The 21,009-nt window shown below is 38.8% G+C and carries 22 protein-coding genes; 20 read left to right on the top strand and 2 right to left on the bottom strand.

What is annotated here, in order from left to right:
- Positions 1 to 4 precede the first annotated feature (4 nt).
- From cas10 to cas6, 14 genes are all read left to right on the top strand, one after another.
- The gene (gene cas10 / locus PUQ00_RS22065) at positions 5 to 2,290 is read left to right on the top strand and encodes a type III-B CRISPR-associated protein Cas10/Cmr2 (protein WP_300420787.1); all 2,286 of its coding nucleotides are present in this window, start codon (positions 5 to 7) and stop codon (positions 2,288 to 2,290) included.
- Positions 2,287 to 3,000 (top strand): RAMP superfamily CRISPR-associated protein, encoded by a 714-nt coding sequence (locus tag PUQ00_RS22060; RefSeq protein ID WP_300420784.1) that lies wholly within the window; start codon positions 2,287 to 2,289, stop codon positions 2,998 to 3,000. The genes cas10 and PUQ00_RS22060 overlap by 4 nt, the downstream gene beginning before the upstream one ends.
- Complete coding sequence (gene csx10, locus PUQ00_RS22055) at positions 2,997 to 4,352, top strand: CRISPR-associated RAMP protein Csx10 (RefSeq protein WP_300420781.1); 1,356 nt, start codon at positions 2,997 to 2,999, stop codon at positions 4,350 to 4,352. Before PUQ00_RS22060 ends, csx10 begins: the two co-directional genes overlap by 4 nt.
- Entirely contained in the window at positions 4,349 to 4,762 is a 414-nt protein-coding gene (locus PUQ00_RS22050; protein ID WP_300420779.1) for a hypothetical protein, read from the top strand. Before csx10 ends, PUQ00_RS22050 begins: the two co-directional genes overlap by 4 nt.
- A gap of 37 nt (positions 4,763 to 4,799) precedes the next feature.
- The gene (locus PUQ00_RS22045; protein WP_300420776.1) at positions 4,800 to 5,915 is read left to right on the top strand and encodes a putative CRISPR-associated protein; all 1,116 of its coding nucleotides are present in this window, start codon (positions 4,800 to 4,802) and stop codon (positions 5,913 to 5,915) included.
- A gap of 4 nt (positions 5,916 to 5,919) precedes the next feature.
- A complete protein-coding gene (csx7, locus tag PUQ00_RS22040; protein WP_300420774.1) occupies positions 5,920 to 6,837 on the top strand; it encodes a CRISPR-associated RAMP protein Csx7 in 918 nt (305 codons plus the stop codon).
- Positions 6,838 to 6,847: 10 nt separating this feature from the next.
- A complete protein-coding gene (locus PUQ00_RS22035; protein ID WP_300420771.1) occupies positions 6,848 to 7,468 on the top strand; it encodes a hypothetical protein in 621 nt (206 codons plus the stop codon).
- 26 nt (positions 7,469 to 7,494) lie between these two features.
- Complete coding sequence (locus PUQ00_RS22030; RefSeq protein WP_300420769.1) at positions 7,495 to 8,433, top strand: RAMP superfamily CRISPR-associated protein; 939 nt, start codon at positions 7,495 to 7,497, stop codon at positions 8,431 to 8,433.
- Positions 8,430 to 8,915: a hypothetical protein gene (locus tag PUQ00_RS22025; protein WP_300420767.1), complete on the top strand. Its 486-nt coding sequence runs from the start codon at positions 8,430 to 8,432 to the stop codon at positions 8,913 to 8,915. Before PUQ00_RS22030 ends, PUQ00_RS22025 begins: the two co-directional genes overlap by 4 nt.
- Positions 8,908 to 9,978 carry an RAMP superfamily CRISPR-associated protein gene (locus PUQ00_RS22020; RefSeq protein ID WP_300420764.1) on the top strand — a complete coding sequence of 357 codons (1,071 nt, stop codon included), beginning with the start codon at positions 8,908 to 8,910 and terminating at the stop codon, positions 9,976 to 9,978. The genes PUQ00_RS22025 and PUQ00_RS22020 overlap by 8 nt, the downstream gene beginning before the upstream one ends.
- Positions 9,978 to 10,613, top strand: coding sequence for a hypothetical protein (locus PUQ00_RS22015; RefSeq protein ID WP_300420762.1), 636 nt, complete (start codon positions 9,978 to 9,980; stop codon positions 10,611 to 10,613). The genes PUQ00_RS22020 and PUQ00_RS22015 overlap by 1 nt, the downstream gene beginning before the upstream one ends.
- A gap of 246 nt (positions 10,614 to 10,859) precedes the next feature.
- Positions 10,860 to 11,219, top strand: a complete 360-nt coding sequence (locus PUQ00_RS22010) for a type II toxin-antitoxin system RelE/ParE family toxin (protein WP_300420759.1) — start codon at positions 10,860 to 10,862, stop codon at positions 11,217 to 11,219.
- The gene (locus PUQ00_RS22005) at positions 11,216 to 11,521 is read left to right on the top strand and encodes an XRE family transcriptional regulator (RefSeq protein ID WP_300420757.1); all 306 of its coding nucleotides are present in this window, start codon (positions 11,216 to 11,218) and stop codon (positions 11,519 to 11,521) included. The genes PUQ00_RS22010 and PUQ00_RS22005 overlap by 4 nt, the downstream gene beginning before the upstream one ends.
- Positions 11,522 to 12,554: 1,033 nt before the next feature.
- A complete protein-coding gene (cas6, locus tag PUQ00_RS22000; RefSeq protein WP_300420756.1) occupies positions 12,555 to 13,751 on the top strand; it encodes a CRISPR-associated endoribonuclease Cas6 in 1,197 nt (398 codons plus the stop codon).
- A 102-nt stretch (positions 13,752 to 13,853) separates the two neighbouring features.
- Here cas6 and PUQ00_RS21995 read toward each other — a convergent pair whose 3' ends face one another.
- Both PUQ00_RS21995 and PUQ00_RS21990 read right to left on the bottom strand, forming a co-directional pair.
- Positions 13,854 to 14,324, bottom strand: a complete 471-nt coding sequence (locus PUQ00_RS21995; RefSeq protein WP_300420755.1) for a GAF domain-containing protein — start codon at positions 14,322 to 14,324, stop codon at positions 13,854 to 13,856.
- Between the two features lie 178 nt (positions 14,325 to 14,502).
- Positions 14,503 to 15,855 carry a serine/threonine-protein kinase gene (locus PUQ00_RS21990; protein WP_300420752.1) on the bottom strand — a complete coding sequence of 451 codons (1,353 nt, stop codon included), beginning with the start codon at positions 15,853 to 15,855 and terminating at the stop codon, positions 14,503 to 14,505.
- A 1,012-nt stretch (positions 15,856 to 16,867) separates the two neighbouring features.
- On the opposite strand from PUQ00_RS21990, the gene PUQ00_RS21985 reads away from it, so the two are divergent.
- The 6 genes from PUQ00_RS21985 (at position 16,868) to PUQ00_RS21960 (ending at position 20,953) form a co-directional block, all read left to right on the top strand.
- Positions 16,868 to 17,431 (top strand): DUF2808 domain-containing protein, encoded by a 564-nt coding sequence (locus tag PUQ00_RS21985; RefSeq protein WP_300420750.1) that lies wholly within the window; start codon positions 16,868 to 16,870, stop codon positions 17,429 to 17,431.
- 609 nt (positions 17,432 to 18,040) lie between these two features.
- Positions 18,041 to 18,232: a hypothetical protein gene (locus PUQ00_RS32900; RefSeq protein WP_334758137.1), complete on the top strand. Its 192-nt coding sequence runs from the start codon at positions 18,041 to 18,043 to the stop codon at positions 18,230 to 18,232.
- A 120-nt stretch (positions 18,233 to 18,352) separates the two neighbouring features.
- Positions 18,353 to 18,643 carry a MetQ/NlpA family ABC transporter substrate-binding protein gene (locus tag PUQ00_RS21975; RefSeq protein WP_300420747.1) on the top strand — a complete coding sequence of 97 codons (291 nt, stop codon included), beginning with the start codon at positions 18,353 to 18,355 and terminating at the stop codon, positions 18,641 to 18,643.
- 191 nt (positions 18,644 to 18,834) lie between these two features.
- The gene (locus tag PUQ00_RS21970) at positions 18,835 to 19,041 is read left to right on the top strand and encodes a hypothetical protein (protein ID WP_300420745.1); all 207 of its coding nucleotides are present in this window, start codon (positions 18,835 to 18,837) and stop codon (positions 19,039 to 19,041) included.
- Between the two features lie 186 nt (positions 19,042 to 19,227).
- Positions 19,228 to 20,295 (top strand): NADPH dehydrogenase NamA, encoded by a 1,068-nt coding sequence (namA, locus tag PUQ00_RS21965; RefSeq protein ID WP_300420742.1) that lies wholly within the window; start codon positions 19,228 to 19,230, stop codon positions 20,293 to 20,295.
- A 472-nt stretch (positions 20,296 to 20,767) separates the two neighbouring features.
- Positions 20,768 to 20,953 carry a hypothetical protein gene (locus tag PUQ00_RS21960; protein WP_300420739.1) on the top strand — a complete coding sequence of 62 codons (186 nt, stop codon included), beginning with the start codon at positions 20,768 to 20,770 and terminating at the stop codon, positions 20,951 to 20,953.
- The last annotated feature ends 56 nt before the right edge of the window (positions 20,954 to 21,009 follow it).

The following is a 21,009-nucleotide window of genomic DNA, read 5'->3' as shown; positions in this document are numbered from 1 at the left end:
AAAAATGGATAAGATCAGTTCTATTAGTATAGCGATCGCTTGGTGTTTGGCTTGGGGTAACGAACGCGAACCCAATGATTTAACAAATCAAATGCGCGAGGCTTTAAATAAGGGCGAAGAATTACCAGAGAAGGTTAAAGCGTTAGTTAAGCAGTCCCAGGAATTACAGAATTTAGAATTTCCAGATACTCTAGAAAAACTCAAGGAATTACCAGAGAAATATCCTCAACTGTGGAATTCTCAAATTGGCTTAGTTTATGGTGGTGCGACTAAGATTAAGCAATATGTATTTGAAGCGCCTAAACTTCCAGATATTCGTGGTGCTTCAGCTTTACTTGATAGAATTAACTTGATTGATTTACCTGCTTTATTTGGTGAATACAAAAACGTGCCTAAATCAATCTCCATATCTAAACCGATCTCAATATTATCTCAATGGTTAAAAAATAACTTTCCTGATTTAGAAGCAGCTTTGATTCCTGAACTTATTATCTATTCTACTGGTGGTAATATTTTAGGTTTCTGTCCAGCAGCTTTTGTAGATGATTTAGCCAATGCAATTGAAAAACGTTATACTGAAGAAACTTTAACTGCTAATTCCTGTGCAGTTGGCGCTAAATTTAAGCCGCTAGAAATTCGCTTTGGCTTACTAAACAATCAGATTGAGACAACATTCTGGCTTGATAAATATAACAGTCATCTTAATCATAAACTGATAGAAGCCTATTTCACTAAATCTGATGTAAATGATTCAGCACAAGCTTTTAAAGAACGCAAAAGTTTTAATGAATTGGTTGGTAAGTTAGCATCCCTGTTCAACAAACGACGAAGCGGTAATGATTTTATAAATCGCAACAGTCGCAGTTATCCACCAATGTTTGAAACGCACCCATATTTGAAGAGAGATGAGGGCGATCGCCGTTCTGCTGTGATGAAAGCTGAAGGTCTCCCTAACGAACCTTGGTTTTCAGAAGCTTCGGCGCGTAAGCGAATTGTTGGACAGATATCTAAACGAGATAATAGCTCTAAACATTGGTACTCTCAAGCTGGTTTCCATTGGGAACCTAATCAAATTTATATACCCAGTTGGGTACAAAAATTTGAGGACTTTTTAGTTGATAATGAATTAGCTAATCAATATTATAACGGTTGTAAAAAGCCAGAAGAGGCGCGTTCTCTGATAGAAATTGGTAATGCTAGTAAACCTAATGGGTTTGTTGCTTACATTTATGCTGATGGTAATAATATGGGTGGCTACATCCAGAAGATTCAGACTCCACAGAAATATCAAGAATTCAGTGACGACATTTTTCAAGCTACTGAGCAATCAGTTTATCAAGCACTAGCTCAACATCTACACCCCCATCATCTCAATAACATTAAGGATCAAGATAAAATAGAGCGTAATGGTCACTGGATTCATCCTTTTGAAATTTTAACCATTGGCGGGGATGATGTGATGCTAATTGTGCCAGCAGATAAAGCATTAGCTATTGCCAAGACCATTGGTGATGAATTTGAAAAAATACTGTTAAAAAAAAGAAGTGATTATAAATTAGAGAAGATTTATAATCCTCAAGTTATACATCGCTATCAGGCGGACAAACAGGATGTTAGTAGTAATCAATGCAAACTGAGTATGTCCACTGGTGTATTAATCACGGCGGAAGATACACCAATATACTATGCACAAAAGCTGACAGAACAGCTACTTAAATCAGCAAAAAAACGAGGAAAAGACCTAAATAAGGATGACTACTATGGCGGAATAGTGGACTTTTTGGTAATGAAATCAGTAACAATGATTTCGTCCAACATTAGCGAATTTCGCTCTAACGGATTAACTAAATTTGGCATCAAGCAACAAAAGCTGAAGCTTTATGCTGCGCCTTATACACTGCATGAACTGGGTGGACTGTTGCAAACTGCTAAGGCCTTGAAAGATGCAGAATTTCCGCGATCGCAACTTTACCAAATCCGCAGCTTACTAGAAAGAGGCAAACAGCCAGCCATACTCAATTATCGTTATTTTAAAATACGCCTGAATGACCAAAAAGCTCAAGAATTGCTGAAACAACAGTTTGAAGACGCATGGTGTAGACCTAAAGATCCAGCCAATAATGGAAACCTCGCGCCTTGGATGTCTTTAAAAGAGGTAAAAGAAGAAACTGAGGAGAAAGTAACCTACGAAACTATTTGGCGAGAGTTAGTAGATTTATATCCTTTTATCGAACAATCAAATGATAAATCAAATTATGCAATATCACAGCAACCAACATTTAAAGTATGATTTTTCTAGGAGACTTACCCCCAAACCAAGTCACAAATATTAAACTCACAGCAATAATTGATACTGCTTTGTGTGTTGGTGCAGGTGGTTCTGATGGTTCCCTTGTAGACAAGCCTATCATCCGCAATGCTCAAGGACAATTGCTAATTCCTGCTTCCCAACTTAAAGGGAGACTGCGCCATGAATGCGAAAAACTGGCTAGGGGGTTAGGATGGGAGATTTTTGAATCACCCAAAGCTGAAACACTTTGTCCAAGAGAAGAACAAGTCAGTAGCCAATTTCGGACTAGCTACCAAATTGATGGCTACAGAGGCTATCACTGCTTAATTTCCCAAATATTTGGTAATCCCATACTCCCATCCCGAATTGTAGTTGATGACTTGATTTGTCATATAGAACGGGAGGATTTACCAGATGTGATACGTCCTGGTGTGACTATCAACCGTCGTCGCCTGACTGGAGAAGAGAAAAAACTCTATTTCCTAGAGACTTCCCCAGCGAATAATCAATTGGAATTTACTGGAGAACTTCATCTATTGCCAGAGTGTCCAGGGTATGCCAAGGCTTTGATTTTAGCCGGTTTGCGGCACATTCACGCCCTCGGTGGGAGTAAATCTGCGGGGTTGGGTTGGCTGAGGTGGAAAGAATTGGAAACACTACCAAAAGATGATGCAGGTTGGATAATGCTACTACCGGAGGCTAAGTCATGAACCGGATTAAATTAAAGATTACAGCTTTATCGCCATTAGCGATCGCAGCTAAAAAACCCGGTTCTGTGAGTGAAGCGGAAGATCATATTCCCGGTTCAGTAATTCGCGGTGCGATCGCATCTCAAATTTTACAACTATTTAACCAGCAAACACCAGGTATATCAGAAGAAAATTTAGCAACTGGCGGCGGCGAATTTGAAGGAATATTTTTAAGTGATCAACCAGCAATTTTTCAGAATGCTTATTCAGCGATCGCAAAAATTGCAGATGAATCAAATCCTCATAAAAGTAAGCCTGATCTAATTTCTGAATTTGTGGAAGATGAGGTTATGGTTTTACCTGCAACCGCCGTCAGTTCTAAAACAGACTCAGGTTTTAAACCTAAAGCTAACGGAGTTTTTGACACTTTAATTGACCGCTTTTGTGCAGACGCTTACAATTATCCTTTTGACCCTAGCGATCTAGAATCTCTCAAAGAAAAGACTGATGCACGGGTTGAACCATATAGTGGCTTTTACAGTTGCAAAAATGGCAAATATCGCAGTCATTCTGTTACCACACGCTTTTTAACGAGGGTGGGAATCAACCGCCAACGCGCTACATCTCAGGATGATATTCTTTACAGCATTGAAGTTTTAAATGAATCATTTGTCAAGAATCCTCAAGGACAAAATTGGCATCCTGTTATTTATCGCAGTGCGATTATTGTAAATAATGAAGATTTAGCTAAGTCGCTGACAAGTTTTATCAATGATAATTCTCAGCTATTTCGGTTAGGCGGTGCGACTTCAAGAGGTTTAGGTAAGGTTAAAATTGAAGCCGAAATTGAGGATGCTGTGAGCAATGTTGAAACTAGAATAACAAAATTTAATCAACAAATGAAAGACCGTTGGCAACTATGGTCTGTATTTGGAGAAGCAGAAAAAAACTTATTACAAGGTCGTAAATATTTTACCCTGGACTTACAATCTGATGCTATACTGACAGAAAAATGGCGACGGACTACAGTTATTTCACCAAAAATGCTGTGTGAATTTGTCGGATTAGATAAGGAATTTGCAAAACTAAAATTTGAAGAACAAAATGATTTTGTCAAGTTAGAAGTTGCATACAGCAGCTATAACTATCGTTCCGGATGGAATTCAGCTTGGGGATTGATGAAAGATATAGAATTAGTCACTAATAGAGGGGGTGTATATTTATTTAGTACAAGTCAAGAAAATGAGCAATTATGGATTGAAAAACTAAAAGAGTTAGAACTAAAAGGAGTAGGCGATCGCACTCCTGAAGGTTTTGGTCAAGTGCAAATTTGTAATGAATTTCATAATATATTTCGGGAGAATGCTAAATGAGTGAACAATCAGATCCACAAAAAAAATTAAAAATTCAAAAAGGTATCCGTCAAGCTGAAGACGATCTAGTTATCTGGATTAAAATCGCTCTGGATCAAACGAATTATGGTGATTTAGAAGAATCTCAATTTCGTAACTTAGTGCGTGTTGCTGACACTACAGATAGCGCAGAAGTAATTAAAAACTTTATCTATTATCAAGTTGGACGCGATAAAAAATGGGGAAGAGGTAAAGGTTCTTTAGCTGAAAAAATAATTGAAGATATTGATCATAGCATTCAGAAAACTGCTCTAATCATCGGTGAGTGTTGTGAAGCAGATTTTAAACCAATTTGGTTAGAATTAATCCGCCGTTATTTAGGTTATGGCGCACGTCATTTAAAGTTTAAGCGCAATGGAAATGCAGCTTAAATAAACAATATATTTTGTAAATGTAAAGTAGACACAAATGAGAAACATACTTATTTGCACAGTTGGTACAAGTCTTTTTGGTAATATTAGAAATGCTGAAAAATCAATTAAACAAGCATTTGAAACAAAAAACTGGAATCAATTAGCATTGTTATTACTGGAACAAGAAAATTCAGCCCGTATTTGTGGTGCGGAAATAAATTCTATTACCAGTATTTGTAATAAGGATTTACTAACATCCAAAATACGTTTGATTTTTTTAGTTTCAGATACAGAGGATGGTAAAAATACAGGTCAAGTGCTTAAACTATACTATAGTAATCAAAAAAATCCTTTAAAGTTTGAAAAGTCTGATTTTCGTGTGCTTGAAGGCTTACGTGATGATGATGTCAAGGCTTTTAAACAGCAGGGGTTAAAAAATTTAGTCAGAGAAATTAGCACAGAAGTTAGAAATTTTACCCCAGAAGCAATTACTATTAATGCAACCGGTGGTTACAAAGCACAGATATCATTTGCTGGAATGATTGGACAAGCATTAGAAATTCCTGTTTACTACTTGTTTGAGAAATTTTCAGAAGTAATTGAGTTACCACCACAACCTGTCGCTTTAGATTTAGCATTTTGGCTTAATAATTATCTTTTATTTGTGCAACTTGAAGATGAACAAACTATAGAAGAATCAAAACTTGAAGTTAATCTAGACAGTGAATATCTGTATTCACTCATTGATAAAGAACCTGAAGGAGAAACAAATTTAGTGAGTCTTTCAGCAATGAGAGTTTTGTTTAACGAACGTTGTCGATTACAATTTGCTAAACAAGAAACTACCATTCTCTCTTTAATTCCCCAAGATGATACTGAGCCAGAACGTAAACATATAAGCTTAAGAGACGATCACGGACAAGATAGTCTTTATAAATTCTCAAAAAAAATATGCCGTTCTCACTATGTAAAAAAAATAATCAATTCTTTAGCATTCAATTCCAGACGCACTAACCCAATTCTTAATACCACTGATGATGGAATTATTGAATTTGTTCTCACTTGGACAGATGCAGGAATAGGTTTATGTATTCAAACAACAGGAAGAAATAAAGCAGAAACAAACACTATAGCCTTACATCTACAAAAGGAATTTGCGGAGAATAATTAAACCCATGTTCGACAAATTCAAAAATCGTCTAGAAATCATAGGCGTACTTACCACCATAACAGCATTACGCATCAGTGCAGGTCGCTCAAGTGAACCAATTGGAACAGATTTACCTGTAATTAAAGATGTATTAGGACAACCATTAATACCAGGATCAAGCTTCAAAGGTGCAATGCGATCACGTCTTGAAAGTTTCCTCCGTGGAATTGATTCCAGTTTTGCAGCTAACCCAGCAATAGAAGCAGAATGGTCAATTACCAACGAGCGTATGAATGGAGAAAACGGTCTTAAGAAAGAGGTTGAAAAAGAACTTGAGCAATATCCACAAGAAGAACGCGCTGCAAAAAAAGATCAGTTACTCACAGATAAAATTATCAATGAAACAGATTTGATTTCACTCCTTTTTGGTTCACCTTGGATTGCTAGTAAATTCCAAGTACGCGATTTAACCGTAGTAACTGATACATGGTTTGGACAATACCAAGAAAGAGATGGTGTAGCAATTGACCGCGATACCGAAACCGCAGCAGATGGGAAACTCTATGACTTTCAAGTAGTACCTGCGGGGACACAGTTTGAGTTTCGCGCAGTAGTGGAAAATGCCGAAGAATCGGAATTAGGACTGTTAATGATTGGCTTACACCAATTTGAAACTGAACAAATTCCCCTTGGCGGTGGACGTTCTCGCGGCTTAGGAGTTGTTAAACTAGAAATTGAGAAGATGTACTGGCTTGATGTTAACAACAAACCAGAAAAATTATTAACCTACTTGCAAGAATTAGTTAATAGCAACTTAGGTGATAAATTACCCAGCTATGAAGATGGTAAAGAATCCAAACAAAAATGGACTCAATCTCTCATCACATATTTAACAGAAAATCTACCCAATAATTCTCCCACTACAACCCACACACAATCTTGAGGATCTCAAAATGGCTTTCAGTAACTACAAAACCATCAGTGAAGTTCTCAAAGCGTTTCAAGTTATCTACACCGAAGCAATTTTTATCAGCGAAGTTCCCTTTAATATTCCCGACTATTTCCGCGAAGATTTAGAACTGATGATGCGGGATGCTGTAGTTGATAACTCAGAATTTGCTATCTGTGAAAATCTCATTTATCCCGTTCTTAAAGAAGTTTGGAAAACCTATCGTTATCATTTTATTTTATGGAGTCATGAATCCTTAAATTATGATGAGAAATTATCAGGATTTCCTGAATATATTTTGGCTAAACGTTCACCATTAGGTAAAGTCGTATTTGACAAACCATACTTTATCTTAGTGGAAGCCAAACAAGATAATTTTGAAACAGGTTGGGCGCAATGTTTAGCAGAAATGATTGCTGCTCAAAGATTAAATGCAGAACATCAAATAATTATTTTCGGTATTGTTTCTAATGGCGAACGTTGGCAACTTGGAAAATTAGAACGTGAAACATTTACCAGAAATACCACTTATTACACAATTCAAGAATTAGATAAATTATTCGCTGCTGTCAATTTTGTATTCCAACAATCTGAATTACAGCTAAATAATTTAGTTGCAGCCTAAACAGATTTATTTAAATAAATACATCCATGCACAAACGACTTGTAAACCATTGCACTATTCATTTAAGCATCATTCCAGATGGGCCGATTCTGATTAAATCGGGACGTGAAGGTGCAGATCCCACAAATCCTGATATGGAATTTGTCAGAACTTTTCATAGGGGTGGGTGGTCAATTTATTTACCTGGAAGCAGCTTAAAAGGTGCAATTCGCGCCCATGCTGAAAGAATTGTCCGTACTGTTGGTGGTGATAATAATACAAAGAAGCTTTGGACAAGTGACCCTACCAAAGGTGATTACTTACCTAAAAATTTAGCAAGTCACGACATCTATCAACAATCTTCATTTACTGACCAAATGTTTGGTAATACTTCAATAGCAAGCCGCATTCGGATTGAAGATGCACATCCAATTGACTTAACGCAACTGAAATTAGAAGAACGTAATGGTGTCGCTATTGACCGGGTATTTGGTTCGGTTGCGGTTGGCCCTTTCAATTATCAAGTTTGCACTGCGGGAGAATTCCATACTAAAATTCACCTGAAAAATTTTACATTGGCGCAACTTGGTTTAATTGGTTTGGTACTGCGTGATTTAAATGATGGTTGGTTTGGGTTAGGTTTTGCTAAATCACGCGGTTTAGGTACGGTTGGCGTTGAATACAATAAGGCGGTTGTCCAGTACCCAGGATGTCAACTTGACTCAACAACAAATAAAATTCGTCAAATAGGACATTCACAAGAATGGGACTCAAATTATTTACTTGGGGTAGGAGAGTTTTTAACAGATAATGAAGCACAAAAATATGGCTTTCTTAAACCAGATAAACGAGATTCTGAAGGTTTGGCACAGTCGATGGAATTAGGGTTTGGTGTACAGCTTAAATGGGAAAATACTACTAATTTTGGTGTAAAAGATTTGTTTATACGTGCGGTTGAGGTTTGGGGTGAGGTTTTAAACGCATGACAGAAGAATTTACCCCTGGCTATATATATTATAAGCAATTAGTAGCTGATGATGAACTCGATACTTTAATTACTCAGGTCTCTAATTCGCAAAGTTATTATTTTTTACGTTACTCTCATGCTGTGAGTGGAATTTGTAAGGAATTGCCTGATAAAAAAGGACAAGTTGAAGGACAGCTATTTAATTCAATCTGTGAAACGCGATGGAAAAAATACAAATTAGGATATGAAGTTTTAATCCTCAGTCAACAGGAATTTAACTTAGAAGGATTTGAAAAATTAACTGGTAATTGGGAAATTTGTCATAGAGATGCCTATTGGTATAACCCAGAGGAAACAAGATTTCCTAAAGGTTTCACTTTTAAAGATAAAAATAATCAATCTATCAAACCTAAAGAGATATCAATAAAGCAAAGATATTTCAAAGACTCTACTACTGCAACTATTCATTTTGTCGCTTTAACGGTTAATTCAAATGACTAACACGCCAAAACCTAAACCACGAAAAACAGTACCTTCTCAGCCTCCATCTCGTGATAATTCTGTGGTAAACACACAAAAACCATACAAATTTGTTTCTTTTCCACAGGAACGCCCCCGATTAGAACATCCTGCTGGACATGATAAGTTTGATAAAAATTGCCTCCACGGAACTTTATTTTTAACCCTGAAAGTTAAAACATCGCTGCATATTTCTACTGGCATTGTTGTCCCTGGTAACGATGTTCAAATTCGTGTATCTTTAATTAAAACAATGGTACAGGGAATTGATAAACACTTGATAATTCAAGGAAGTTCCCTTAAAGGTTGTATTCGTTCAGTATATGAAGCAATTACGAATAGCACCCTTGCAGTAGTCACATCAAGATATAGAGATAAAATACCCAACGAAAGATTACCATGTCGAAATAAAGAACAATTATGTCCCGCTAGTCAAGTATTCGGTGCTTTAGATTGGCAAGGATTAATTGAGTTTAATGATGTTAAGTGCGAAAGTATAGGTTTTAATACGGGATTTATGCCTTCGTTATATCGTCCGCGCCCTGAACCCGGAAGCGCATATTTTGACACCAGGGGAAAAGTTGCTGGACGTAAGTTTTATCATCATACAATTCGCGCTATTGAAAAAGGACAAAATCAAGGAATTGCAATTCAACAAGCAGCAAGAGAATATACTTTTACTACCCAATTGCAATTTAAAAACATCAAACCTGAAGAATTGGGGACATTGTTTGTTGTGCTGGGACAAGATTCTAACTATCCCATAGCTTTAAAAGTTGGTGGTGGTAAACCCATTGGGATGGGAACAATGACTGTAGAAGTTAGCCAAGCTAGGATATTGCAGAATTTTCAGAATTTGCGATCGCACTACTCCACTTACACCCCCGATAACAATCATCTTCTCACAGGAGAGGCACTACAAACATTTATCGCCACCCAAATTAAAACAGCACATTCCCAACTAATTCAACTTTCCCAACTCCAACAACTTGCTGAAGTTCTACGCTACCCAACCGACCGCGAACCACCAGAAGGAATGTATTAATGTTGACTACAGAATCTTTAACGGAAACGGAATCTCAACTTGCTCACAATTTAGCAATAACCTTGGTTAAAGAGGAAACTGATGTTAATGAAGTAGGAAAAGTTATTGCATATCTGCGTAGCATTGTAGAGCAACCGGACGCAGGACGGAGATTTTTTAGCTATCTTAAAACTTTAGTTACTAACGGTAGGCAAATTGGACATAGTGGCCGAACTACAGGCTACTACCGCAGTATAGAACGTGGCTGTAATCAATATCTGCAAAGCCAACAAGCAAACGCTCAGACGATGTTAAAAATTTTAGGCTGGGCGATGCGTTTAATGCGGTATTACAAAGTTAGCCCGATTGAGGAAATGTCTATTTCCCAGAGTCTACAGGTTCAAAAAATTTCTGAACGTCAAGTGGAAATTGCGGTAGTTGCTAGTCATCTTAAATTCGATGTTGGTCAAATTCTAGATGCTATAGTACTTGCCGTTAAAGGTAATAAAGTTACTTATGAGATGGTGGAAAAAATTAAGCTGACTGAGAAAGAACCTAGAAAAGCAGCTTCTCTTAAGGAAGGACAGATAGTAAAAGTGAAAATTACCGCCCTGAAGGATGATGGAAGTATTAAAAATGTCAAATTTATTAATTAATGATTGATTTTGTATTACTAACTTCGTCTTAGGTCTAATACCATATAAAAGTAAGGCTATCTTAGCCAGTAATATCTCTAGGAACATAACATGAACCAGCGAATAAGCATACATTTGGGTAAATCTCCCCCTATCCTGCCATCTAGCTTGACTGAATCAATTTTTCAACTAACAAACAGTAGGACTGAATCAATTTTTCAAGCAGCAAACAGCGCGAAGTTTTTAATAAACGGCAAATTAGAACACATGGCAACCGAAGTAGAGTATACAGATGAGTTTGAGCAGTGGTGGCTTACACTTGATACAGTAGAGCAAGTCTCTGTAGATGCTGTAGTCAAGTTACTTCAGGAAAGGGGCCCAAATCTTCGCTCTCCCTACAGCTCAGATATCAAGGGTTCTCGTCATGGAAATATGCGAGAACTTCGGGTACAACATCAGGGAGAACCATACCGGATATTGTATTGCTTCGATCCTCGCAGGATTGCGGTACTCCTTTTAGGAGGTAACAAACAAGGTAATGATCGCTGGTATGAGGAGAATTTACCAAAAGCTGATAGACTCTACGACGAATTGCTAAAAGAGCTTGAGAATGAAGGATTGATATGAAGCCAAAGCCTTTTACTGAATTGCGAAACCGAATGACACCAGAGCAAAGGGCAGAAAGCGAAACTCGCGCTAAACTTATGTCACTTCATCTTACCCTAATGGAACTGCAAGAATCGTTGGGGCTGACACAGGATGATTTGGAAAAAAACCTCAGTGATGTTGAGTCTACTGTTTCGGAGTTGGAAAACCAAGAAGACATTCAAGTTTCCACCCTCTCCCGCTATATCAAGGCTCTTGGTGGGAATCTAAAAATAGTAGCTGATTTCCCCCAAGAGGAAATTGTTCTCGCTCAATTTGAGTAAAGGCTAGTTATTTTTGATAAATCCCCAATAATAGCTTGACTAATTAAAAATGTCAAGCTATTATTTTAATAAGTAGAGGAATTGTGTTTTCCCCGCGAGGGGATTGAAACACTCCTCTAGTATGGTGATTGAATAGTTGTTTCAGTCTTCACCACTTCCCCGCAAGGGGACACTGATTTAACGACTTACGCAACTTTCTTAAGTTCTCACATCACCAAGTAAGAAAGGTTGTTTATTTCTTACTATTCTCACCACAGCATTAAGAGCGATCGCTTGACTAATACCAAAACTGCGATCGCCCCAATTTAAAGATATTTATCCTAATCTCTTTTATCAATGATGATTGATGAATATTTCCAAACTCTTACAACCTTGCCCCCACGCCAATTTTAACGAGAAACCCTCCTCAAACTCCTTGAGGGTCAAAACATCCTTCTCCGCGCACCTACATGATCAGGAAAAACAAAAACAGCGATCGCACCCTTCCTCTTCGCCAAAGCCCTCAGTATAGGCTTCCCCAATAAACTTCCGAAATTCCTCGACAAGAGTAAACAATAGTCTTATGATTGGTGTATCAACTTGATGTTTGGCAAGTCGAAGCGGGGGCTAAAACCCTGGGGGATCTGCCAAAATCGCCAGAACCTTGATAAATCAATAACTACAGCGTTTCAAAAATTCCAATTATTGCAAATAAATTGCAACAAAGCAGGCTGAAAATGACCAAAATTTTCGATCTGCCAAAACCATTCCCAGGAAGCTTGCTCTCGTTAGGTTTCAGCACCGAGATGTTTCCATTAACCAAATCCCCTCACGGGGACTGAAACCTTGAGAAAAACACAGGATTGTCATACTATTGTCACGTTTCCACTAACCAAATCCCCTTACGGGGACTGAAACATTCGAGTGCTATTTTTCTCATAGCTCACAATAGCTTTTTTCTGGAAAGAGAATAAGTGTTTGTAGACTGATTGATTTCTCGAAGATGATGGAAATTGCGTACAATGTTGAGCATTATTTGTTCCCGTTTTAAGCGATGCCAAAAGCAGCTACATCCACTAGTCGCAAACTAAAGTCGAAGCAAAAATCTCCAGATTCTGCTTTGACATGGGCAGATGAAACCGAATTGGTAGGGTTAGTGTTTGAGCTAGAGTCAACAGCTGCTGCTTTGCTTTACTCGCAGTACACAATCGCACTCCACGCGTGGTTTCTTGACCAGGTGCGACAATTCGACCCACAGCTATCTGCCTATCTCCATGATGGAGAGTCAGAAAAGCCCTTCAATATCTCAGCGCTGTCAGGTCAATTGGTAGCTAGTGGCAAACAAATAAAACTGAAAGCCAACCAAATTTACTACTGGCACGTCAATGCTCTATCTCAACGGGTAGCACAGTTTCTCAAACACTGGTTAACCCAACTACCACAAAGCTTAGATTTAAAAGGTACCTGTCTACAGATAAAACAGGTGAGCATTGCCCATGCACCGACTACCTACAAACAAGTACTGCAATTATCTACAGATAGACCTTCTACAATCAGTTTCAGCTTTATCTCACCTACAAGTTTTCGTCGCAAAGGTAATCATTTCCCTCTGCCTGTGCCAGAGAATCTTTTTCATAGCTACCTACGTCGCTGGAATGACTTTTCAGCGATGCCAATAGAACAAGAATCTTTTCTCAAATGGATAGATGAAGGGGTGATTATTCATCAACACCGCTTGCAATCAGAAAAAGTGGCAGCTGGTAAGCGTGGATCGGTGACAGGTTTCACGGGCGCAATCTCATTTGGTTTAACCAAAGCAGCTTTAGCTAACTCTGAATTTAGCGAGTTGTTTTATGCTTTAGTACAACTTGCTCCTTACTGTGGCACAGGACATAAAACCACATTTGGGTTAGGACAAACTCGGTTGGATTGGGTAGAGCAGCAGGCGAATAAATCAACTCAGTTGCTAACAAATCTGCTAGGAGAGCGAATTGAGGAACTGACAAGTATATTCACTGCACAACGCAAACGCACAGGAGGGCAACGGACTGATAAAATTGCTGTTACCTGGGCAACTATTTTGGCCCGGCGGGAGATGGGGGAATCATTAAAAGCGATCGCTGAAGATTTAGAGATGCCCATGTTGACCGTCAAAACTTATGTGAAATTAGCCAGAAGATCGCTTAAAGAGCAAAGCAACAGTTTCAGAACCGAGCAGATTGCAATAACTAATTCCCCTAACGAAGACTAAAACCCACCATTAACTATTTCTCTACAAGAAGACTGAAACTAGAAGATTTGATAGTTAACGATTGCAACAACTGCATATATCCAGTTTTTCCCAAGTGCGAGGTTAACTGACGATTTTCCGGCTAATGGCCTCTCCAATCTCCATCAGTGTCTCTTCCTCTTCCAAAGTAAATTCGTAGGAAATCGGCTTGGCAATGCCCAAGGTACCATGCAATCGGCCATTCAGCATCAGCGGCACCGTGATGGAGCCTTCTACCTTGGTTTCTTTTGCCGAGGGTCTGGCCACCCCCGATTCGTCGGTTTGCAGGTTGCAAATCTGTACGGGTCGCTTGCATTCGGCGGCGACACCGGCCATTCCTTTGCCAATGGAAATTACCGTCATTTTAGGCAACAGGAATTCTGGAATACCCTGGTAAGCCTTTAGGTGCAATAACTGGCTGTCCTGATTCAGGGCATGGATGGTACCTGTAGAGCAGTCGAAAGCGGCCAGGATTTCGGTCAGCAGTCGGTTCCAGTCGATTGCAGACTCTTTGTCAGCCAGGGTATCAAAAATGGGTTTGGTATCTGAAGTCATAGTGGTAGGAAAAAAAGTTTTATCGGTTCTTGCGCTATTTCTATGATAGGAAACGCAATGTGCGACTTATTCTTGAAACCCCGCTTCCATTCCTCTCCCCCAGAGTCCGAGAGGCTTGAGAGAAAGTTGCACACGGCGTTAGGAATTAAAATTTAATGCCTATATTTTTTTAACAAAACTAACTAATGCCACAGGCTGCTAGTTTTACAGCTAAAGCATTGGGGTATCGCCACGGTTGAGAACCACCAATCCAAATGCGTGAGGGTAAATGACCGATTGGTGCTTTGAGACTAAAATTGAATTCCGAGTTGGCATAACTATAATTGTATATATGCCAACCAACTTGATTACAAAAAATTCCATAGTCTCCACTTACCTTTTTGTAAATAACTGTTTGCACGCTAAAACCAAAGCGTCCATGACTATAATTCATCCATAAATGATCAATGGTCTGCAAATCTTCACAAGGAAATTTATCAAGCTCACTACTAAATATATAGCTACCTCTAGGCTTTGCTAGTGCCTGACACATCAGATCCCAAGTTTCTCGATCTGCTGATTGCCATTTTCCTTTTGCTAATAAATCATGCAAATGCTTATAATCAATAGTGGTTAATGTATGATAATTAGAAATATTTAGCAATTTCTTTGGTTGTTGTTCCAGTGTCTGCAACGCTTCTGTTGCAGATTGTAAGCGTTGCGAAACGGCATTTTGTAAAAGTTTATCTAAGATTTCACAGAGGCGATCGCTAACAGTATTATCTGCTGGTAAATGTTCTTGCCATACCCAGCGATCGTTAGTAACATCGAACAAATCAAAAGGAGAAACAGCCGTAAGTAAGTAAATACATGTTACACCCAAGCTATAAAGATCGCTAGCTGGTAATGCCTTTCCTCGCAATTGTTCGGGAGCAATATATTCTGGACTACCTACTATTGTGCCTGTACGAAGTTGCCTCGTATTAGTGGCTAATTTAGCAACTCCGAAATCTATTAAAACTAGGTCTCCTCGAACCGAACGCCGCATTATATTTTCCGGTTTAATATCTCGGTGGATTACTTGTTGGGAATGGATAAATTGCAGTGTGAGCAATAAACTTTTTAATATCTCCCAAATTTGCGATTCTTTTAAAACGCCTTGTTGTTGTAATTCCTGGGCGAGTGTTTGTCCATCTATTAATTCCTCGACGATATAAAACTTTTGATTTTGTTCAAAGTGCGCTAGTAATTTAGGTATTTGAGAGTGTTGTAGTTCATTGAGACGAAGCGCTTCCTGGTGAAATAGTTTGACTGCCTTGTGCCAAACCTCAGTATTTTCCTGTGAGAAATATAGCTGTTTGATTGCACATTTGGGTTGATCTGGAAGATGTTCATCAATAGCTAAAAACGTTCTACCAAAGCCACCGCATCCAATGACAGCGAGTGGACGATATCGCTGTTTGAGTAGCAATTCCTGACCACAACTATTACAAAAACGAGATCTGTCAGAATTTTGCGGACGCAGGCAATCAATATTGGTACAGTAGCTCATACTATACGAGTCCTATTTATTGCAATTACTAGTGCTCAACGCCTACTGGCATCAAAGGTTCCAGGAGATCGATAAGGGTTTCTTACTTGTATTTCTCTATCGTAGGCTTCACAGTCAGAGATCCATGTAAAAATTCACATATCCATTTGTTCACCCTTGGTTTGCTCTAGTCGCAGCACCACCTGCAAAATCCAAGCGCAAAAGTCCATCACCAACTGGATGAACGGCTCACCGTCAAGTCGCTTCTCTACGAGACGCCAAAGGCGAACGCTCCAATTAAAAATTAAAAATTATTAATTAAAAATTGGAAGACGCTCGAGGACTCGCTAACGCTTCGCTATCAGTGGTTGCTCTGAAGCCCAAATTAATTAAAAAAAGGTCAAAGCCCTCATCCACGTAGAGGGACAGGGTTGTCAAAAAAAGATACTTATTCATTGCCGGTAACAATGGGAACGATAGGTTCCCCAGATACTATCTGACGGTAGTGTGCATTCAGCCACGCCGTTATTTCTAGTTTTTTTTAGCTCCTAGCTCTGCATCTTTTCGAGTAGCACTTTTTTTGTGTTTTTTTCCAACTTATATTAGCCTGATTAAACAACTCGTAGTAGCTTTGATTGGACTCAAACACTACATGATAATTTACTATTTTAAACTACGATAAATTTATCAATTTACAGATGTATGAAATTATTTAAACTACGGCAAACTTATCAATCTACGAGTGTTTATGTGTAGTCAAAGCCCGGTAAAATCATCGACTTTTGAGGGAATTTACTAATAGAAATTTCGGTAAAATTAATAGTTAAATTTTAAATTTTTTATTCCTAGACAACTTGAAATCGCGTGCTACAATTACAGCAAAACTGCCTTACAAATAGTCGGTAAAGTTGATTACAGTTGCTAATTTTAGATAAAGACGGTAGTAATTGATTTTATCAGGCTTAACTATGGGTATTTGAAACAAGACTTAATCATTTAAGTCCCAGATAAAAATCATTGGGGTAAAAAAATTATGAAGGACGTTACTACTTTTTTTAGTACTCTATTTGTTGTTAGTACTGGATTATATTCACTACCTCATTCGGTAGCCGATGCAGTTACCTTAAGCAATGGCACAATCGCCTTTCTCGAACCACCACGTTTAGTTAGTGCCAGCACTCCATACAGCAATACAAGTGTTCCGAATGCGAGGTACTATTTCACTGTGGAAGTGCCAGCGACGGCTGGGGAACCGTTGCAACAGGTTACTTTTAACCAGATTGAGGGGACTGAAGATATTGAATTCAATCAGAAAGATACTTTTGCTTTTGAAGGCACACGCAATCACCAAGGTTCAAAGTTGGCACTCAAAGCTGTAAAAGGCGACGACAAACAACAGACTTTCACAGTAACCTTTGATACTCCTGTACAGCCAGGTAAGACGGTTACTATTGGTCTGCAAACTTACTACAATCCTTTTAGTGATGGCGTGTATTTATTTGGCGTTAAGGCTTTTCCCTCTGGTAAGAAAACTGCTGGCCAATTTATTGGGATTGGACGCTTGCAATTTTACGGAAACACGAGTACAGAGAATTAATTTCATTTAACCTATTCGACGCAGAATCTGTTATTTTGAGCATTGAGGACAAGTAGATCGGACGAAATTTGGGCGATTATGCAATGCTGAGATCAACGCCAGTTACAACATACTTACACTCATAATTCCCCAATGCTTTTGAGATTGAGGAATTATAAGGTCAAAGTTTAGCCAATTCGGGCAAATCTGGCTGGTTTTAAAGTCAAAAGCATATTTGACTATACACAACTGAACTATAATTCTTGTCTTTTACTTTTTCGAGAAGTTTTCGGCACAAACTGAACGGTTTTGATTAGTAATATTAATAAATTTTAATAACCTCTTGTTTTTTAGCACAATCTATGCGACTCTCATAACTATATACTACGGTAACTTGGTCGATTTGTTGTAGATTTAGCAGCAAATTAAGTGGGTTAGCCAATAAACTTAAAATTTAATGCCAAGCAAACTTTTAGCGTTTATTACAAGGGTTCTTGAAGGCGATGTCTGAGCAACGCTACGGGATCTGGATTCCTGATCTGCGTTTCGGCTTACCCCACCAACGTCTTTGACAAGGTATCAGACGCCCCACCAAGAATTGCTCGTAAAAGTGACTGCCAAACCTGCTTTATGTGCGAACTGTATTGTCCCGCAGACGCACTGTTTGTTGCTCTACAGGCAGATGAGTCTGTACAAGTTGATCACAAACTCTTACAAAAGCAGGATTGTTGGGCCGATACCGGGAAACCCTTGGTTAGAATCCCAGAGGTACTCCAGCAGGTATCAAAGGATTGGACGATCGCTAGTTGGTGGTGCAAATAGATTAAACCCCTCTAAAAGTTGTAATTAACTGCAAACATAAACGCTTGAAACTAAAAATTAGGTGATGCTCCTTGCTGGCTACTAATATACTAAAACAAAATATTTAATAGTGATTCTGGAATGATCGGAATCATATCTAAAGATATTTTGAAGTTTGTAAATACCAAGCTGGCATCTCAGGAGGGCTTAGAAGTAAAAGTTGTTACTTTTAATGACTGGATACAACCGAATACAGCTTTAAGAAACAAAGTAATCGATACCAATTTTTTTGAACATCGACCTTTCATAAATAATGCTGTCAAGGAACTCAAAATCAATTTAGTGCGATTAAATCTAGTTTCCTTAAGCACACTCGGTCTTTTCTCAAAAAGCCTTAAATCAGTGAATGAGGTTTACCACAATTGCCAATGATGTGATTAATAATGATCAAGGAATCAAGGTACATTCACAGGTGAGAGATTTTATTAACAATCAGTATCAGGGGCGAATGTACCTATATTTTCAAGACAGCGAAATAATGAAGGATGAAAATTTTGCTACTTCATCCTTCAGAAATTAGGAGTTACTAAACTGAAATTGTGACATTACTGGAGAAGAAAGCAATGTTTTTCGGAAAAATTGAAAAAGAATTATTTTGTGGAGAAATTTGGTCAATTTGGCAAAACAATAAATTACCAGATCATCTACAGTTATTAGTGGATCAAGAACTAGGAAAACGCGATATCTGGGAATTCCAGACCCAAGAGCCTGATGATCAGCCTATCCCTCCCAGTCCTAATGAGGATTCTAGTCATTCAACAAGTATTTAACACCAGAGGCAGGTTGTGGCAGGGGAACGGCGTTTGTGCCTTGGGATTTTTTTTGTTGGCTGTGGCGTTTATCGCTGATTTCAGTGTACGTAAGATAAAATTTACAGTCGTTTAATGCAAATTCGAGTTCATACTGCAAATCCGTCCCCAATTTCTTTTACCTAGCAAGAGAAGGAATCAATCTCAATGGCACATCTGTTTGAACCATTCAAGATTCGTGAAGTTACCTTTCGCAACCGCATCGCCGTTTCACCCATGTGTCAATATTCCAGTACAAATGGATATGCTAATGATTGGCACGTTATTCATCTGGCTTCTCGCGCAGTTGGCGGTGCAGGTATAGTCCTAACAGAAGCAGCAGCTGTAGAGCCGCGTGGGCGCATTAGCCCGCAAGATTTGGGAATCTGGTCAGATGCACACATAGAAACTTTGGCCAAAACTGTGGCATTGATTCATAACTTTGGCGCTGTTGCAGGTATTCAACTTGCTCATGCAGGTAGAAAGGCCAGCACTGCCAAACCCAGCAAAGGAGGGAAAGTACTGGATGAATCTCAGGAAGGTTGGCGTCCCTTGGTTTCGAGTAGTGCGATCGCTTTCAGTAAAGATAGCCCAGTTCCTGAAGCTCTCAGTCTTGAGGGAATTCAACAAGTTATTAACGCCTTTGTCGAAGCTGCTAAACGTTCTCTGCAAGCTGGCTTCAAGGTGGTGGAAATTCATGCTGCCCACGGTTATCTACTGCACCAATTTCTCTCACCCCTTTCTAACCAACGGCAAGATGATTATGGTGGCAGCTTTGAAAACCGGACTCGTCTGCTTAGAGAAGTTGTTCAAGCAGTCCGAGAGGTTTGGCCCCAGACATATCCACTATGGGTACGTATTTCTGCCACCGATTGGGTAGATAAGGGTTGGGACATCGAGCAAAGTATCGCTTTAAGTGACAAACTCAAGTCTCTAGGAGTTGATCTCATCGATAGTTCATCAGGCGGTATTATACCTGGCATTAATATACCAATTAAACCTGGTTATCAGACTCAGTTTGCCGAACGCATCCGCCGCGAAGCCAATATCCATACAGGAGCCGTAGGCTTAATTACATCCCCTGAACAAGCTGATGAGATTATTCGTACAGAAGTAGCTGATATAGTGCTGTTGGGACGTGAACTACTCCGCAATCCTTACTGGCCACATCTGGCAGCCAAACAGCTGGGACACGATAAACTCTGGCCTGTTCAATACGACCGAGCTTGGCTGTGATGTCACCTGTGTTAATTGAGCATCAACCACTTCAAACCCTTGCTGCTTCGCGGTAAGGGTTGTGGATATTCGATCAAATATGGTAATATACCTACTCTAGTAATCCTGCGTCTATTTTTTTTTCTAATAGTAAGTACACAAACTTTCTGTTTTACTAACATTAAGTACTGCTAACACTCTTTCAGGAATGTTGAGAGATTACAAAAGTTCGTAGTCAGCGGCTCTAGCCCTTGAAATTGAGCGATAAATCGCTGACTACGAACCACTAATTCATATTTTTAAGTGAAGTCTATTTTAACAAAACAGGGCTGCAACAATTTTTAAATAGGGAAATGCTCATGCTACCAAGTAATAGAGAAAAATTCCAAAAAGACAAACTAAAATTTGTTTATTTTGAACTTCCGTCTGCGCTTAAATCCGTGAATTTTTCTTGTTTCGTTATCGGAGAAAGCTTATCTTTTTTGGGTCTTGGATGACTCAAATTGCTTTAATATGGCTAGTTTATCAATTAACTAATTCGGCTGTATTAGTTGGTGTAGCTGGATTTACAAATCAAGCTATGGGCTTGGTTATTACTCCTTTGGTAGGAGTATTGCTAGATCGCTGGAACTTACGATATGTCCTATTAACTACTCAGCTAGTTTCTATTCTGCTATAGGAATCCTATTTGAGTTTTGAACAAGCTCCGTACATCTGAAGAGTGGCAAAGTCAAA

Source organism: Nostoc sp. S13 (assembly GCF_029379315.1).
GTDB lineage: Bacteria > Cyanobacteriota > Cyanobacteriia > Cyanobacteriales > Nostocaceae > Nostoc.
Note: the sequence above shows the minus strand (reverse complement) of the source record. Positions and strands in the feature narration are given on the sequence as shown.

Bases quoted from the DNA above. Each gene is read 5' to 3' on its own strand.
- cas10 (WP_300420787.1), top strand. From the start codon at position 5: ATGGATAAGATCAGTTCTATTAGTATAGCGATCGCTTGGTGTTTGGCT.
- PUQ00_RS22060 (WP_300420784.1), top strand. From the start codon at position 2,287: ATGATTTTTCTAGGAGACTTACCCCCAAACCAAGTCACAAATATTAAA.
- csx10 (WP_300420781.1), top strand. From the start codon at position 2,997: ATGAACCGGATTAAATTAAAGATTACAGCTTTATCGCCATTAGCGATC.
- PUQ00_RS22050 (WP_300420779.1), top strand. From the start codon at position 4,349: ATGAGTGAACAATCAGATCCACAAAAAAAATTAAAAATTCAAAAAGGT.
- PUQ00_RS22045 (WP_300420776.1), top strand. From the start codon at position 4,800: ATGAGAAACATACTTATTTGCACAGTTGGTACAAGTCTTTTTGGTAAT.
- csx7 (WP_300420774.1), top strand. From the start codon at position 5,920: ATGTTCGACAAATTCAAAAATCGTCTAGAAATCATAGGCGTACTTACC.
- PUQ00_RS22035 (WP_300420771.1), top strand. From the start codon at position 6,848: ATGGCTTTCAGTAACTACAAAACCATCAGTGAAGTTCTCAAAGCGTTT.
- PUQ00_RS22030 (WP_300420769.1), top strand. From the start codon at position 7,495: ATGCACAAACGACTTGTAAACCATTGCACTATTCATTTAAGCATCATT.
- PUQ00_RS22025 (WP_300420767.1), top strand. From the start codon at position 8,430: ATGACAGAAGAATTTACCCCTGGCTATATATATTATAAGCAATTAGTA.
- PUQ00_RS22020 (WP_300420764.1), top strand. From the start codon at position 8,908: ATGACTAACACGCCAAAACCTAAACCACGAAAAACAGTACCTTCTCAG.
- PUQ00_RS22015 (WP_300420762.1), top strand. From the start codon at position 9,978: ATGTTGACTACAGAATCTTTAACGGAAACGGAATCTCAACTTGCTCAC.
- PUQ00_RS22010 (WP_300420759.1), top strand. From the start codon at position 10,860: ATGGCAACCGAAGTAGAGTATACAGATGAGTTTGAGCAGTGGTGGCTT.
- PUQ00_RS22005 (WP_300420757.1), top strand. From the start codon at position 11,216: ATGAAGCCAAAGCCTTTTACTGAATTGCGAAACCGAATGACACCAGAG.
- cas6 (WP_300420756.1), top strand. From the start codon at position 12,555: ATGCCAAAAGCAGCTACATCCACTAGTCGCAAACTAAAGTCGAAGCAA.
- PUQ00_RS21995 (WP_300420755.1), bottom strand. From the start codon at position 14,324: ATGACTTCAGATACCAAACCCATTTTTGATACCCTGGCTGACAAAGAG.
- PUQ00_RS21990 (WP_300420752.1), bottom strand. From the start codon at position 15,855: ATGAGCTACTGTACCAATATTGATTGCCTGCGTCCGCAAAATTCTGAC.
- PUQ00_RS21985 (WP_300420750.1), top strand. From the start codon at position 16,868: ATGAAGGACGTTACTACTTTTTTTAGTACTCTATTTGTTGTTAGTACT.
- PUQ00_RS32900 (WP_334758137.1), top strand. From the start codon at position 18,041: ATGTGCGAACTGTATTGTCCCGCAGACGCACTGTTTGTTGCTCTACAG.
- PUQ00_RS21975 (WP_300420747.1), top strand. From the start codon at position 18,353: ATGATCGGAATCATATCTAAAGATATTTTGAAGTTTGTAAATACCAAG.
- PUQ00_RS21970 (WP_300420745.1), top strand. From the start codon at position 18,835: ATGTTTTTCGGAAAAATTGAAAAAGAATTATTTTGTGGAGAAATTTGG.
- namA (WP_300420742.1), top strand. From the start codon at position 19,228: ATGGCACATCTGTTTGAACCATTCAAGATTCGTGAAGTTACCTTTCGC.
- PUQ00_RS21960 (WP_300420739.1), top strand. From the start codon at position 20,768: ATGACTCAAATTGCTTTAATATGGCTAGTTTATCAATTAACTAATTCG.